This is a genomic window from Bacillus sp. Leaf49, assembly GCF_001426125.1.
GTDB classification, from domain to species: Bacteria; Bacillota; Bacilli; order Bacillales; family Bacillaceae; genus Bacillus; species Bacillus altitudinis.
This window is the reverse complement of the sequence record NZ_LMRK01000021.1, coordinates 32,319-47,281: the sequence shown is the minus strand read 5'-3', so window position 1 is coordinate 47,281 and position 14,963 is coordinate 32,319. Positions and strand designations below refer to the sequence as shown.

The window sequence follows — 14,963 nt, the reverse complement described above, 5'->3', positions numbered from 1 at the left end:
GCTGACAAGAAGGTAGAACGAGATATATTGCCTGCTGCTCCGCACCTGAAGCTTTTATGCAAAACGCATAAAGGCTTTTTTTCGTTCAATTGAATGAAATGAAAAATGATAGAAATGCTAATATCATGACTTTCTTCTCAATGTCACATATTTTTCAGTTTACAAATGGTACATATAAAGGTAAGATGACCATTGTGAAAGATTTTGATAGTTATTGAATGTATTTGATTGTTTTGTATTGATAATGTTGAAAAAAGCGATTACAATAAAGGTGCGCGCAAAATGAATACGTTTTCAAAAGGGGGTGTTTTCAATGCTAACACCAGAAAGACATCAACTCATTATCGACTATTTAGAAGAAAACGATGTCATCAAAATACAGGACTTAACGATTATGACGGATGCGTCTGAATCTACAATTAGAAGAGATTTGTCAGCCCTCGAAGAAAAAGGCTTTCTTAAAAGAGTTCACGGAGGAGCAGCTAAAATATCTAGTATTCGTCTTGAACCAGATGTGTTTGAGAAATCTGCCAAAAACCTTCATGAAAAGTCATTGATTGCAGAGGCAGCTGCATCACTTTTAAAACAAGGCGATTGTATTTACTTAGATGCTGGTACGACAACACAGCAAATGATTGACTTTATCGATCCAGATCAAGATATCGTGGTGGTGACAAATGGTGTCATGCACATTGAAGCACTCATGAGAAAAGGCATTTCTTTTTACCTGATAGGCGGATCAGTGAAACATCGAACAGGAGCCATGGTGGGAGCCGCAGCTTTGACAGCTATGGAAAATTACCGTTTTGACAAGAGCTTTGTTGGGACGAACGGCATTCATCCCGAGGCAGGGTTTACAACACCTGATCCAGAAGAAGCGCTCATTAAAAAAAGAGCCATGAAGCAGGCGAAAAAAACCTACATCTTAACAGATGCCTCAAAGTTTGGCGAAATATCGTTTTCAACCTTTGCTAGTTTACAGGAAGCCACCATTATCACAAACGACGCAAAAGAGGATTCATTCGATAATTACCATGAAAAAACGGTTATAAAGGTAGTGAAAACATGATTTATACAGTTACTTTAAACCCATCAGTTGATTACATCGTACACGTGGAGGATTTTGCGGTCGGCGGTTTAAATCGTTCAACCTATGACAAAAAATATCCAGGTGGTAAAGGAATCAATGTCTCAAGGCTTTTAAAACGGCACGGTGTTGAATCAAAAGCACTTGGATTCATTGGCGGTTTTACAGGCAAATATATTCAAGACTTTTTACAAAACGAACAATTACAAACAGCCTTTCATGAGGTGTCAGAAGATACACGTATCAATGTGAAACTAAAAACAGGCGAAGAAACAGAAATCAACGGGCTCGGTCCAAGTATTACTGAAGCACAGTTCGATTCGTTTTTATCCCAATTCACTTCATTAACAGAAGGCGATGTCGTTGTATTAGCAGGTAGCATTCCTTCTTCACTGCCTCATAACACATATGAGCGCATTGCTGAGGTATGTGCGAAGCAAGGGGTAAGAGTAGTACTTGATATTTCTGGAGAAGCCTTAAAAAAAGCAGCAGATCTGCAACCATTCTTAATGAAACCAAACCATCATGAGTTAGGTGAAATGTTTGAAACCAGTATTTCATCTGCAGAAGAAGCCATTCCTTATGGGAAAAAGCTGTTGGAACAAGGTGCTGAACATGTCATTGTATCTATGGCTGGAGACGGCGCTCTCTTATTCAGTAAGGAAGGGATCTTTCAATCTAATGTTCCAAAAGGCAAGCTGATCAACTCAGTTGGTGCAGGGGATTCAGTCGTTGCAGGATTCTTAGCTGGCGTTTCTAAAGGCCTTTCCAGAGAAGAATCATTTAAGCTTGGCGTCACATCAGGAAGTGCTACAGCATTTTCTGAGGAACTTGGAACAAAAGAGCTTGTCGATACATTATTGCCACAAGTAAAAGTCACACGCATTTAAAGGAGGAGTCATCATGAAAATTACAGAACTACTCACGAAGCATACGATTAAGCTTCAATTAGACAGCCAGCAAAAAGAAGCCGTTATTGAAGAACTGGTCACTGTTTTAGATACAGCTGGTAAATTAAATGATAAAGAAGGCTACAAAGCAGCTGTTGTTAATCGTGAAAAACAAAGCTCTACGGGAATCGGAGAAGGAATTGCGATTCCTCATGCGAAAACAGCAAGTGTGAAAGAACCTGCTATTGCATTTGGCCGTTCAACAGCCGGTGTAGATTATGAATCATTAGACGGACAGCCAAGTCATCTTGTCTTTATGATTGCAGCAACTGAAGGCGCAAACAACACGCATTTAGAAGCACTTTCTCGTTTATCCACACTTCTCATGCGTGAAGAGATCCGAAAGCAGCTTCTTGAAGCGGCTACTGAAGATGAAATCATTGAAATTATCAATACACATGATAAAGACGATGAAGAAGAAGAGGAAGTCAAAGAGGAACCGGCTGCACCGGGAAAACCTGCTAAAATTTTAGCGGTGACAGCTTGTCCAACAGGCATCGCGCATACATTTATGGCCGCAGATGCTTTGAAAGAAAAAGCAAAAGAAATGGGCGTTGACATTAAAGTTGAGACAAACGGCTCTAGTGGAATTAAACATGCCCTGACAGCAAAAGAAATTGAAGAAGCGCCAGCTATTATTGTGGCAGCTGATAAACAAGTTGAAATGGAACGCTTTAAAGGCAAACATGTCATTGAAGTACCTGTGACAGCTGGAATTCGCCGTCCGCAAGAATTGATCGAAAAAGCCATCAATCAAGATGCGCCGATTTATAAAGGTTCAGGCGGCAGTTCTTCAAAAGATGAAAATGAATCGTCAGGCAAGGGAAGAAGTGGATTCTATAAGCACTTAATGAGCGGTGTAAGCAACATGCTTCCGTTTGTTGTTGGGGGCGGTATCCTCGTTGCGATTTCATTCTTCTGGGGAATTAACTCAGCTGACCCTAAAGATCCTTCTTTCAATTCATTTGCAGCTGTATTAAAAGGGATTGGCGGAGATAATGCACTTGCCTTAATCGTTGCTGTATTAGCTGGATTTATCGCAATGAGTATTGCAGACCGTCCAGGTTTCGCACCAGGTATGGTTGGCGGATTCATGGCCTCTGCAGCAGGTGCTGGATTCTTAGGCGGATTGATTGCTGGTTTCCTTGCTGGTTACATTGTGGTGCTGCTCAAAAAAGTATTCACTTTTGTACCACAGTCGCTCGATGGTATTAAACCAGTTCTGCTCTATCCATTGTTCGGTATTTTCTTTACAGGAATTATCATGCATTACATCGTCAACACACCTGTTAAAATGGTAATGGACGGATTAACACACTGGCTTGAATCACTTGGTACTGGAAACCTTGTATTAATGGGGATTATTTTAGCTGGTATGATGGCCATTGATATGGGTGGTCCGATTAACAAAGCTGCCTACACATTTGGTCTTGCGATGATTGCTGCTGGCAACTATGCACCGCATGCTGCGATTATGGCAGGCGGAATGGTGCCGCCGCTAGGAATTGCCCTAGCGACAACGATCTTTAGAAACAAATTCTCTAAACGTGACCGTGAAGCAGGTATTACATGTTACTTCATGGGAGCTGCGTTCATTACGGAAGGGGCTATCCCGTTTGCAGCGGCAGATCCTCTGCGCGTCATTCCTTCAGCTGTGATTGGTGCAGCAGTTGCAGGTGGATTAACAGAATTCTTTAGAGTGACGCTTCCTGCACCGCACGGGGGACTATTCGTTTTCTGGGTAACAAACCATCCAGTTCTTTACATCATCAGCATCTTAATCGGTGCCATTGTTACAGCGCTACTTCTCGGAATTCTAAAAAAACCAGTCCGACAAGAAGCTTAATTTGAAAAGAAGCATCGTGAAGAGCGGTGCTTCTTTTTGTTTAATCATCAGCAAATTAGGAAAAAATATCTAATTGAATGGTTGTCTTGTGAATTTTTAAATGACATGTGATAAAGTAAAGTTATTCAATTCACGTTTCAAGTCTTTTAGCAGAAAGTCTTAGGAGGAAGCAGTATTTTGAACGAAGAAAACAAACAAAACGAAAATGACATTCAATCTGATGGGAAACAAGCCAAAAAAGAGAAGAAAAGTTCTCTGTTTGAATGGATCAAAGCTATTTTAATTGCACTTGCCCTCGTCCTCATCATCCGTACGTTTATTTTTGAGCCGTATGTGGTGGAAGGAGAGTCAATGGAACCAACCCTTCATGATGGAGAAAAGCTGTTTGTTAACAAAACCATCAACTATCTCGGTGGAGTCAAACGTGGTGACATCGTGATTATTAATGGAAAAGACGGTCAGAAAATACATTATGTCAAACGATTGATCGGCCTTCCAGGCGACACGATTGAAATGAAGGATGATACGCTTTACATTAATGGTAAAAAAGTAGATGAGCCTTATTTAAAAGAGAACAAGGCACATGCCAAAGAGTATGAGGTACATTTAACAGGAGATTTTGGTCCAGTGAAAGTACCGAAAAACGATTACTTTGTTATGGGTGACAACAGACTGAATTCTATGGACAGTCGAAATGGACTCGGACTCATTGAAAAGGATCGGATTGTCGGCACATCAGAATTTGTTTTCTTCCCATTTGGCGATATTCGACAAACACAATAAATACACCTTTCTCATTGCGTAAGAAAGGTGCTTGAATGGACGACCCTTCATGTAGGGTCGTTTTTAATTTGGTGTGAGCATCGTGACAATGATGACAATGGCCAAAACAGAAGCGAAAACGGACCCGGTAATCGCCAAAACAGAACGGAATAATCCAATTTTCACATTGTCTTTTCCGCGCTTTTGTAAAAAGCGTTTTGAAAAGATGTGGACCAGTGTGTAAATGAGGACAAGCCCAATATAAAGGCCAAAGTCTCTTGCATTAAAGCCTGTCGCCGATAAATAAATGCCCATAAAGAAAATCAATAAACAGTATTCCATGAGTGTGAGTAATCTCAAATCGCCCGAACTCCTTCAACAAAAACATTCCCACTTATTATACCATATTGGACAAAAAGCCTTTGTTCTTAGCGAGAGACGTTTCTATCAATCGTTATTCATGTTATACTTCATATTGATGAATGAGTGATGGAGGATTAATAAATGATTGCAGTGAATAATGTTAGTTTGCGATTTGCTGATCGTAAATTATTTGAAGAAGTAAATATTAAGTTCACTCCTGGCAACTGCTACGGACTAATTGGTGCCAATGGAGCTGGTAAATCAACGTTCTTAAAGATTCTTTCTGGAGAAATTGAAGCTCAAACGGGCGATGTTCATATGAGTCCTGGTGAACGTTTAGCGATTTTAAAACAGAACCACTTTGAATACGAAGAGTTTGAAGTGTTAAAAGTCGTCATCATGGGTCACAAACGTCTATATGATGTGATGCAGGAAAAAGATGCGATTTATATGAAACCTGATTTCTCAGATGAAGACGGGATTCGTGCAGCAGAGCTTGAAGGTGAGTTTGCTGAGTTAAACGGATGGGAAGCGGAAAGTGAAGCTGCGATCCTATTAAAAGGTCTTGGCATTCCAGAGAGCCTGCAATCGAAGAAAATGTCTGAGCTTGGCGGATCTGAAAAGGTAAAAGTGCTTTTAGCACAAGCTTTATTCGGTAAACCTGACGTTCTCCTTCTCGATGAGCCAACGAACCACTTGGACTTACAAGCGATCCAGTGGCTAGAAGAGTTCCTCATTAACTTTGAAAATACCGTCATCGTCGTATCGCATGATCGTCATTTCTTAAACAAAGTATGTACGCATATTGCAGACCTTGACTTTGGAAAAATTCAAGTGTATGTCGGTAACTATGATTTCTGGTATGAATCAAGCCAGCTGGCATTAAAACTCAGCCAGGATGCCAACAAGAAAAAAGAAGAACAAATTAAGCAGCTTCAAGAATTCGTTGCTCGGTTCAGTGCGAACGCATCTAAATCGAAGCAAGCGACATCAAGAAAGAAATTGCTTGATAAGATTTCGCTAGATGACATTAAACCATCTTCTCGTAAATATCCTTATGTTCATTTTGCGCCAGAGCGTGAAATCGGAAATGATGTCCTTCAAGTAGAAGGTCTATCAAAAACGATTGACGGTGTAAAAGTACTGGATAACGTCAGCTTTATTATGAATCGTGAGGATAAAATTGCGTTCTTAAGTCGTAATGAACTTGCTGTCTCTACTTTATTTAAAATCCTTGCTGGTGAAATGGAGCCAGACAGCGGGACGTTTAAATGGGGCGTGACAACATCTCAAGCCTTTTTCCCTAAAGACAATAGCGAATACTTTGAAGGAAATGATGTCGATCTAGTGGATTGGCTTCGTCAATATTCTCCGAATGATCAAAGTGAAAGCTTCCTGCGTGGTTTCTTAGGCCGTATGCTTTTCTCTGGGGAAGAAGTGAAGAAAAAAGCAAGCGTCTTATCAGGTGGAGAAAAGGTTCGTTGTATGTTATCAAAAATGATGCTGTCTGGAGCGAATATTTTGCTGTTAGACGAGCCGACGAACCATTTAGACCTAGAGTCCATCACAGCGCTGAATAACGGTCTAATGAGCTTTAAAGGGGCTATGCTCTTCTCATCTCATGACCATCAGTTTGTTGAAACAGTTGCAAACCGGATTATCGAAGTGACGCCAAACGGCATCGTTGATAAACAAACAACTTATGATGAGTTCTTATCAGATCAAGACATCCAAAAAAGGCTACAAGAGCTGTATGCATAAACATAAAGAAAAGACATCCACATGAGGATGTCTTTTTTCTTTAAAAAGCCCAATTTCCATTACGGAAAATCGGTTCACGTTTACCATCTTTTGTGATCCCATCAATATTCATTTCCTTTGAACCAATCATGAAATCGACGTGTGTAATACTGCTGTTCACACCCGCTGCGTCTAATTCCTCACGTTTCATCTCTTTACCGCCTTCGATATTAAATGCATAACCGCTGCCAATGGCAAGGTGATTGGATGCATTTTCATCGTAAAGTGTATTGTAATAGAGGATATTTGAATTAGAAATTGGTGAATCATCTGGTACAAGGGCAACCTCACCTAGATAATGTGAGCCTTCATCTGTTTCAACGAGAGAGGTTAAAATGTCTTCGCCCTCTTTTGCTTTCACATCTACAATACGCCCATTTTCAAAGGTTAACGTAAATTCATCGATAATGTTTCCTGCATAACTAAGTGGCTTTGTGCTAGAGACAGTCCCGTTTACACCATCTTTTTTAGGTACGGTAAAGACCTCTTCTGTCGGCATATTGGCCATGAATGATACGCCGCGTTCACTCACGCTGCCAGCACCTACCCAAATATGCTGCTCTGGAAGTTCAATCGTTAAATCTGTACCTGGTGCTTCATAGTGCAGCTTGTGGTAATGACGTTCATTTAATACTTTTACTTTTTCATTTAGTGATTCATCATGCTTTTTCCACGCTTCAACAGGATCTGGCTGATCAGCGCGGGCGACTTTAAAGATTTGGTCCCATAATAATGAAACAGCTTCTTCATCGGCATGCTTAGGGAAAATCTTTTTCGCCCAATCTTTTGATGCAGCACCGACGACTGTCCATGCGACTTTGTCAGATTGAACGTATTGACGATATGTATGAAGTGCTGAACCTGCAGCTTTTTGCTGTGAAGCAATTTTTTTCGAGTCAATGCCACTTAGAAGATCAGGGCTTTCTGACAAGATCGTAATAAAAGCACCGCCACGTTTTGCGATGGTTTCCATCATCTGTGCTTCCCATTCTGGAAATTGCTCAAACACATCTTGTGGGGCATGTTCATATTTTAAACGGGTAAGAACACCATCACTCCAGCGGATATGTACGTTTTTCGCTCCGCGCTCATATGCGTGTTTTGCCACAAGGCGGACAAGATCTACAGATTCAGTGAACGCAGATACGACCACTTCTTGACCACTTTGAACATTTACACCTACTTCAACGATGGTTTTTGCATATTGATCTAGTTGTTTTTCGAATGAACTCATAAAAAACCCTCCTTTAGTCATGTTCATCATATCAGATTTAAGACCGAAAAGGAAAATAGGGAGCCGTCCCGAAGCAAAATAAAAAAGCCGCTTTCGTGCGGCTTTTTTAGCGGTTCAGTTGTTTCACAGGCTGTGCATTAGAAGGGGGCATATGTGAAAACGACAGGCTCATTCCTCCTAAAATAATACCGGTTAAAATGACTGTGACAACGACCCGTTTACCTAAATCAAGCAACATGTTCTTCCTCCTTCACGTTTATCCATTCATCACGATATGATCGAAATGATGAAAAAAGAAGTAGAACATGAAGATTATTTTAATGTTTTTTGCAATTTGTCGATGACTTCTAATGAACGACCTGTTCCAATTGCGACAGATTCAAGAGGATTTGCTGCGATATGAACTGGGACGACAATTTCTTGAGAGAGCCATTCTTGAATGCCGTTTAATAGTGCACCACCGCCAGTTAGAATGACGCCGCGATCTACGATATCACCACTCAGTTCTGGAGGGCTGTCTTCTAATGTAGCCCGAATCGCCTCTAAAATATGAAGAAGTGATTCACGCATAGCACCTTGAATTTCTGTTGATTCAAGTGTAATTGTTTTTGGAAGACCTGTGACAAGGTCGCGTCCACGTACTTCTAATGACTCAGGTTCGTGTTCAATGAGTCCATAACCAATTTCCATTTTTACTTGTTCAGCTGTCCGTTCACCGATCAGTAAATTGTATTTCTTTCTCACAAAAGTAATGATATCTTCATCCAGTTGATCTCCGCCAATTCGGATCGAATGGCAAGAGACAACTCCGCCAAATGAAATGATCGCTACCTCTGTCGTTCCTCCGCCAATGTCTACAACGACGTTGGCAACAGGCTCGTCCACCGGGAGATCAGCACCGATTGCAGCTGCGACGGGTTCTTCAATTAAATGCACATGCTTGGCCCCGCAATTTTTGACAGCATCGCTGATCGCGCGGCGTTCGACAGCTGTTGAACCTGAAGGTGTACAAACAACCACAGTCGGCTTTCTAAAGGTAAACCCAATATTTTTTCCTGCTTTTTTCATAATTTGTTTGAGTAAATCGGTTGTCATATCGTAATCAGCGATGACACCATCTTTCATCGGACGGATCGCTACAATTTTTCCAGGTGTTTTCCCAATCATCTCTTTTGCTTCTGACCCCACTGCAAGGACAGTTTTTGTTTCCGTATCTACTGCCACAACGGATGGTTCATTGAGAATAATTCCTTTATTTTTACTGTAAACCAATATGTTAGCTGTTCCTAAATCAATTCCAATTTCGGCATTTTGAAACATGTTTTCACCCAATCTCTAATTTTGCTGTTTTAAACAATTTTACATTTAAAAGTTCAGAGGGTTGAGGTCATTTGTGGGGGTGTGTGATCATCTTGAAATGAATCTGTAAAATTCAAGTCTCATTTTGACATTCACAATAAATTTTCCCTTTGGTTTTTCGATTTTGAAAAAAATTTTTATGCAGGAGAAACCTTTTAAGAATCTCTTACGTCTACGATATATCAATTGGTGAAAAACAGATTGATCTTGAGCTAATGAAAGAAAGAGGGAACGAAATTGAAATCTATCGGAGTTGTAAGAAAAGTAGATGAACTAGGGCGTATTGTGATGCCAATCGAATTGAGAAGAGCACTTGATATCGCTATTAAAGACAGTATGGAATTTTTTATAGATGGAGATAAAATCGTCTTGAAAAAATATCAGCCAGAGGGCGTCTGCCTGATGACTGGTGAGATTACTTCTGAGAACCACGAGTATGGAAATGGTCAAATTACATTAAGCGCTGAAGGCGCAGAACTACTGCTAAAAGAGCTTCAAGAAGCCCTTCAGCAGTAAATAAAAATAGCCTGTTCTCTCCCATTGTGCTGAGAGCAGGCTTTTTTTTCTAAAAAAGTTCCTTAAAAATGCCACATCTTCCTCAAAAAATAAGTGGAAAATGGTACAATTGACAAAGAATCTCAGGGCGGCAGGTGGAATTATTTGAACAAAACTTATCAAGTACGGATCCTGTTATCCGTTCTTGCATTTATATTAATTTTGAGCTGGGATTTCTTTTATTATCTTAGCGGCTATCACATTAATTGGCCGCTCGATCTAGCCTTTACAGTCGTTGTTTTGGCCGGTATTTGGACCATCTCAGGCTACGTGGACCGGTTGAATTTGATTGTATCAGATTTAAATAAACGAGAAAAAGAAGCACACGAACTGACAGAGCGGCTGAATCGAATCACAGATAACTTGCAAGAAATCGTTTTTGAAACCAATGAAAAAGGTGAAATCATTTTTTTGAATCAAGCATGGAAACAAATGACGGGTTACGACATAGAGGAGTGTCTAGGTACGATGTACAATCAGTACTTTGATCAAGAAGAGCATGTCGTTCAGCATTTGTTGTCTGTGATCAAAGAGCATAAGGATGAGGGGCGGGTGGAGCTGCAGCTTCTCCATAAAGAAGGAAAAAAGGTATGGGGAGATGTGCATTATAAGCTTTATTTCGATGAACAGCACCAGTTTACTGGAGGTATTGGAACGGTTGCAGATATCACGAAACAAAAGCAGGCAAAGCTTGAACTTGAAAGATCAAATCAGCAATTGCAAATGCAGGCACAAAAGCTGGCTGTTGCAGGACAAATAGCCGCTGGCATTGCCCATGAAGTCAGAAATCCGCTCACCTCAGTCAATGGATTTTTGCAGCTGATGAAAACGCAATATCCTGAAAGAACCGATTATTTTGATATCATCTTTTCTGAAATTAAACGCATCGATTTTGTTTTAAGTGAACTGCTTGTCTTAGCAAAACCTCAATCGGTTCAATTTCAAGAAGTACAGCTCCATGATTTGCTAGAGCAGGTGATTACCTTATTAAACACAAATGCCGTTCTTTCAAATATTGATCTCAAACAGCCATTTAAAAAGCAGGATGCTGGCACGATATTAGCAGACGCCAATCAAATGAAGCAGCTGTTCATTAACTTAATCAAAAATGCGATCGAGGCAATGCCTGAAGGCGGCAATATATACATATCAACAGAAAAAGTGATGAATGAATGGAAAATCACGATTCAAGATGAAGGAAAAGGAATGTCCGAAGAGGACATTCTGAAAATATATGATCCTTTCTTTTCGACTAAAAAAGAAGGTACAGGACTTGGTTTAACGATCTGTGCGACGATCTTAAAAGATCACCATGGAAGAATGGATGTAAAGAGCGAGCTCAGCAAAGGGACGGCTTTTGATATTTACTTACCTGTGTATCAAAAAAGCAGATAGTAGCAAGGTGAGAGGATGTGATGTGTGATGACGAAGGAGACAAAGACGTTATTTGTGTATGGGACACTTTTAAAGCACGAAAAGTATCACGAGACATTGATGAAAGAAAGCAGTCCATTAGCAGCATCTGCTTGGATAAAAGGGAGACTGTACGATACAGGTGAGGGTTACCCTGTGTGTGTTGTCTCGGAACAAAGCACAGTATATGGAGAATTGTATGAGGTCAGTGATGAAACGCTGCATAAGATAGATGAGCTAGAGGAAGGGTATGACCAGCAGGAAATAGAGGTTATGACAGACCAGGGGCCAAGGTCAGCCGTTGCTTATACAATATGTAAGCAGAAGGCATCGAGTCTAAAGGAGATTGAAAGCGGCTGCTGGAAGTCATATCAACTATGGGAGCGCAAACCGTCTTCCTTCTATTATTTTGCCTATGGGTCCTGTATGGATGATGCAAGGTTTAAGCTTGCGAAAGTGGAACATTATTTCAAACAAATCATCGGCGGCGGCACACTTGATCGTTTTACCACAAGGTTTACATTGGTGCGCCCTGATGGATCAAGAGCAGATATGGTAGAAGACGGCGGAGAAACAGAGGGTGTTCTATATGAAGTACCTTTTGATGCCATTCGTTATTTGTACAAACGAGAAGGTGTAAATGAAGGAACTTATCGTCCAGCATTTGTCGATGTCACAGTAGGTGATCAAGTGTATGAGGACTGCTTAACGTTTCTCGTTTTAAAAAAGAGCGAAGAAATTGCGCCTCCTGGTCATTATCGCAGTGAAATCGAAAAAGGAGCAGACCTTTACTTAAGTGAAGCGTTTCGTAAAAAAATACGGTCGCATATGGATTCATTAATGAAACCGTAGTAAAATGCATGGTAAGTGATATAAAAGGAGTCTGAACATGAAAAAGGAATATGCAGTCATTGGTCTTGGACGCTTCGGCGGAAGTATCTGCAAGGCGCTAAGCGAAGAAGGACTTGAAGTCATGGCCATGGATATGAATGAAGATCGTGTGAACGAATATGCTAAAATTGCATCACATGCCGTGATTGGTGATTCGACGGACGAATCTGTCCTAAAAAACCTAGGCATCCGCAATTTTGATCATGTGATCGTGGCGATAGGTGAAAACATTCAGGCGAGTATTTTAACAACGATTATGCTGAAAGAACTTGGTGTCAAAATGGTCACAGTGAAAGCTCAAAATGACTACCATGAAAAGGTTTTGAATAAAATTGGTGCGGACCGTATTGTCCATCCTGAACGAGACATGGGCAGACGGATTGCACATAAAATTATTTCTAACAACGTGCTTGATTATTTAGAGCTGTCAGATGAGTACAGCCTCATTGAAATCGTAGCCAACAGCAGACTTGCTGGGCACTCTTTGTTAGATCTCGACATTCGTGCAAGGTACGGGATCAATATCGTGGCAATTAAACGCGGGAAAGAAGTGATCGTTTCACCGCTCGCAGATGAAATGATTCAAAAAGAAGATATCCTCATTGTCATTGGGGCAGTGGCAGATATCGGGCGCTTTGAAAAACGGGAAATGCAGAACGACTATTAAACACTCCGAGAAGGGGTGTTTTTTTGCTTTAGAAGTGTACATATGGGGCGGACATTGCGGGAGAGAACAAAGTGGAAAAGAGCCGTTTACTTTCTAAAAGAACAGCAAAATAGAACATGGTTATTTTTCAGCCAATTATCACTATTCAGAAATAAAAATCAATCTTTTGATATGGTTGATTTTCTCTAAATGTCATTGACTGGGCAAACAGATTCGTTTACGATAAGAAACATTATATTGTTTACTCGGAGGAGGCAGTGTCGTTGGATAAGGAGCTTTTCAGACATCAAATTGAGGTAGCTGCAAAGAGAAAAAAGGCAGCCCTAGTGATTAAACATGCGAAGGTTATGGACGTGTTTAACCAGGAATGGATAGACGCTGATGTCGCTGTTGAAAATGGAAAAATAGTAGGAATTGGGGAGTATGAAGGAGAACAGGAGCTGGATGCAACAGGTCAAATGCTTGTTCCCGGATTCATTGACGGCCACGTTCATATCGAATCCTCGATGGTGACTCCTGCTGAATTTTCCAAAGCTGTCGTTCCTCACGGTGTGACAACTGTTGTAACAGACCCGCATGAAATTGCCAATGTATCCGGTGTTGCAGGTATCCGTTTTATGCTCGAAGAAGCGAGAAAAGCTGCTCTAAATATATATTTCATGCTGCCATCCTGTGTACCGGCAGTCAGCTTTGAACGATCAGGTGCTACACTAAAAGCAAAAGATTTAAAGCCTCTTTATCAGGAGAAAGAAGTGCTTGGTCTTGCCGAAGTGATGGATTATGTCGCGGTGGAACAAGCGGAAGAAGATATGCTTCAAAAACTGCTTGATGCTCAACATGAACAGAAACTCATTGATGGCCATCTAGCAGGATTAACGGACCGATTAATTAATGTGTACCGAACAGCTAATGTCCAAACGGATCATGAGGTGACAACAGCTCAAGAGGCCCTTGAACGTGTCAAAAGAGGCATGTATGTCATGCTGAGAGAAGGCTCTGTTGCTAAAAACGTGAAAAACGTATTGCCTGCTGTCAATGAGAAGAATGCGAGACGCTTTTTCTTTTGTACGGATGATAAACATTTAGATGATTTAATGGCTCAAGGAAGTATTGATGAACAAGTACGGATGTCGATACAAGAAGGATTGGACCCCTTTTTAGCATATCAAATGGGAAGTTTAAACGCAGCGGAGTGCTTCGGTCTCAAAACAAAGGGAGCAATTGCACCAGGCTTTGACGCGGACTTTATGCTCATTTCTGACTTACATGAGGTAGGAATTACAAGCGTCTTTATCGCAGGAGAATTGGTCTCTGAACATGGAGAATATTTGCCAAGTGTCGACAAGATCACGCCAAATTCTTCGCTCATGCAATCGGTACATGCAGTGGACGTTCAAGAGAAAGATCTAACGCTGCCTATAACAGATCACCAAAAGATGAATGTCATTCGCATTATACCGAATCAGCTTGAAACGAAATTAGAACAAATATCTCCTTCTGGAAGCGATGGACAATTTACGAGTGATATTGATCGAGATGTATTAAAAATAGTACTTGTCGAACGCCATAAAGGTCTATCTGAAATTGGGATAGGGGTCGTCAGCGGTTTTGGCTTAAAAGAGGGGGCGATTGCAACAACAGTTGCCCATGACTCGCATAACTTAATTGCTGTTGGAACAAATGATGCTGATATGATCAAAGCCATTGAGACGTTAAAAGAAGCAGGGGGCGGTTTGACCGTTGTAAAAGACGGAGAAGTTCTTCATACGCTTCCATTACCGATTTCCGGTTTATTATCAGATCAACCTGCACATACGGTCAATGAAAGCCTTCATGCACTCCATGATGCTTTAAAGGAAACAGGCTTTACCTTAGACTTTAATCCGTTTTTGACATTATCCTTCTTGGCACTGCCAGTCATTCCTGATGTGAAAATGACAACACAAGGATTGTTTGATGTGAGAAGTTTTCAGCATCTCCCGATTCAATCGTAAAACAATGACTGAACCCGCACGTATCTTACAGATATGCGGGTT

At 40.8% G+C, this 14,963-nt stretch carries 14 protein-coding genes; 10 read left to right on the top strand and 4 right to left on the bottom strand.

Going from position 1 to position 14,963, the window contains the following annotated elements:
- The first annotated feature begins 313 nt into the window (after positions 1 to 313).
- The 4 genes from ASG46_RS13340 (at position 314) to lepB (ending at position 4,666) form a co-directional block, all read left to right on the top strand.
- On the top strand, positions 314 to 1,069 hold the full coding sequence (locus tag ASG46_RS13340) for a DeoR/GlpR family DNA-binding transcription regulator (RefSeq protein ID WP_008345143.1): 756 nt from the start codon (positions 314 to 316) through the stop codon (positions 1,067 to 1,069).
- On the top strand, positions 1,066 to 1,977 hold the full coding sequence (gene pfkB / locus ASG46_RS13335; RefSeq protein ID WP_056704813.1) for a 1-phosphofructokinase: 912 nt from the start codon (positions 1,066 to 1,068) through the stop codon (positions 1,975 to 1,977). Before ASG46_RS13340 ends, pfkB begins: the two co-directional genes overlap by 4 nt.
- Positions 1,978 to 1,990: 13 nt before the next feature.
- The gene (locus ASG46_RS13330; RefSeq protein WP_008345139.1) at positions 1,991 to 3,883 is read left to right on the top strand and encodes a PTS fructose transporter subunit IIABC; all 1,893 of its coding nucleotides are present in this window, start codon (positions 1,991 to 1,993) and stop codon (positions 3,881 to 3,883) included.
- Positions 3,884 to 4,093: 210 nt separating this feature from the next.
- Positions 4,094 to 4,666 (top strand): signal peptidase I, encoded by a 573-nt coding sequence (lepB, locus tag ASG46_RS13325; RefSeq protein WP_034647709.1) that lies wholly within the window; start codon positions 4,094 to 4,096, stop codon positions 4,664 to 4,666.
- A gap of 63 nt (positions 4,667 to 4,729) precedes the next feature.
- Here lepB and ASG46_RS13320 read toward each other — a convergent pair whose 3' ends face one another.
- Complete coding sequence (locus ASG46_RS13320; RefSeq protein ID WP_008345136.1) at positions 4,730 to 5,005, bottom strand: hypothetical protein; 276 nt, start codon at positions 5,003 to 5,005, stop codon at positions 4,730 to 4,732.
- Positions 5,006 to 5,149: 144 nt separating this feature from the next.
- On the opposite strand from ASG46_RS13320, the gene ASG46_RS13315 reads away from it, so the two are divergent.
- A complete protein-coding gene (locus tag ASG46_RS13315; protein ID WP_046343439.1) occupies positions 5,150 to 6,769 on the top strand; it encodes an ABC-F family ATP-binding cassette domain-containing protein in 1,620 nt (539 codons plus the stop codon).
- Positions 6,770 to 6,809: 40 nt separating this feature from the next.
- Here the strand turns inward: ASG46_RS13315 and ASG46_RS13310 are convergent, their stop codons facing one another.
- The 3 genes from ASG46_RS13310 to mreBH all read right to left on the bottom strand — a co-directional run bounded on the left by ASG46_RS13310 (position 6,810) and on the right by mreBH (position 9,362).
- Positions 6,810 to 8,042 (bottom strand): aminopeptidase, encoded by a 1,233-nt coding sequence (locus tag ASG46_RS13310; protein WP_035700613.1) that lies wholly within the window; start codon positions 8,040 to 8,042, stop codon positions 6,810 to 6,812.
- A gap of 106 nt (positions 8,043 to 8,148) precedes the next feature.
- Positions 8,149 to 8,280 (bottom strand): protein YkpC, encoded by a 132-nt coding sequence (locus ASG46_RS21035; RefSeq protein WP_003210922.1) that lies wholly within the window; start codon positions 8,278 to 8,280, stop codon positions 8,149 to 8,151.
- 74 nt (positions 8,281 to 8,354) lie between these two features.
- On the bottom strand, positions 8,355 to 9,362 hold the full coding sequence (mreBH, locus tag ASG46_RS13305; RefSeq protein ID WP_017359401.1) for a rod-share determining protein MreBH: 1,008 nt from the start codon (positions 9,360 to 9,362) through the stop codon (positions 8,355 to 8,357).
- A 276-nt stretch (positions 9,363 to 9,638) separates the two neighbouring features.
- Here mreBH and ASG46_RS13300 point away from each other — a divergent pair, with 276 nt between their 5' ends.
- From ASG46_RS13300 to ade, 5 genes are all read left to right on the top strand, one after another.
- Entirely contained in the window at positions 9,639 to 9,917 is a 279-nt protein-coding gene (locus ASG46_RS13300) for an AbrB/MazE/SpoVT family DNA-binding domain-containing protein (protein WP_017359400.1), read from the top strand.
- Positions 9,918 to 10,061: 144 nt separating this feature from the next.
- Positions 10,062 to 11,351: an ATP-binding protein gene (locus ASG46_RS13295; protein ID WP_056704811.1), complete on the top strand. Its 1,290-nt coding sequence runs from the start codon at positions 10,062 to 10,064 to the stop codon at positions 11,349 to 11,351.
- Between the two features lie 27 nt (positions 11,352 to 11,378).
- On the top strand, positions 11,379 to 12,221 hold the full coding sequence (locus ASG46_RS13290) for a gamma-glutamylcyclotransferase (protein ID WP_045034222.1): 843 nt from the start codon (positions 11,379 to 11,381) through the stop codon (positions 12,219 to 12,221).
- Positions 12,222 to 12,258: 37 nt separating this feature from the next.
- Positions 12,259 to 12,927, top strand: coding sequence for a potassium channel family protein (locus ASG46_RS13285; RefSeq protein ID WP_008345123.1), 669 nt, complete (start codon positions 12,259 to 12,261; stop codon positions 12,925 to 12,927).
- Between the two features lie 263 nt (positions 12,928 to 13,190).
- Complete coding sequence (gene ade, locus ASG46_RS13280; RefSeq protein WP_056704809.1) at positions 13,191 to 14,921, top strand: adenine deaminase; 1,731 nt, start codon at positions 13,191 to 13,193, stop codon at positions 14,919 to 14,921.
- Positions 14,922 to 14,963: the final 42 nt, after the last annotated feature.

Coding starts and splice junctions, on each gene's coding strand:
- ASG46_RS13340 (WP_008345143.1), top strand. CDS start 314: ATGCTAACACCAGAAAGACATCAACTCATTATCGACTATTTAGAAGAA.
- pfkB (WP_056704813.1), top strand. CDS start 1,066: ATGATTTATACAGTTACTTTAAACCCATCAGTTGATTACATCGTACAC.
- ASG46_RS13330 (WP_008345139.1), top strand. CDS start 1,991: ATGAAAATTACAGAACTACTCACGAAGCATACGATTAAGCTTCAATTA.
- ASG46_RS13315 (WP_046343439.1), top strand. CDS start 5,150: ATGATTGCAGTGAATAATGTTAGTTTGCGATTTGCTGATCGTAAATTA.
- ASG46_RS13310 (WP_035700613.1), bottom strand. CDS start 8,042: ATGAGTTCATTCGAAAAACAACTAGATCAATATGCAAAAACCATCGTT.
- ASG46_RS21035 (WP_003210922.1), bottom strand. CDS start 8,280: ATGTTGCTTGATTTAGGTAAACGGGTCGTTGTCACAGTCATTTTAACC.
- mreBH (WP_017359401.1), bottom strand. CDS start 9,362: ATGTTTCAAAATGCCGAAATTGGAATTGATTTAGGAACAGCTAACATA.
- ASG46_RS13290 (WP_045034222.1), top strand. CDS start 11,379: ATGACGAAGGAGACAAAGACGTTATTTGTGTATGGGACACTTTTAAAG.
- ASG46_RS13285 (WP_008345123.1), top strand. CDS start 12,259: ATGAAAAAGGAATATGCAGTCATTGGTCTTGGACGCTTCGGCGGAAGT.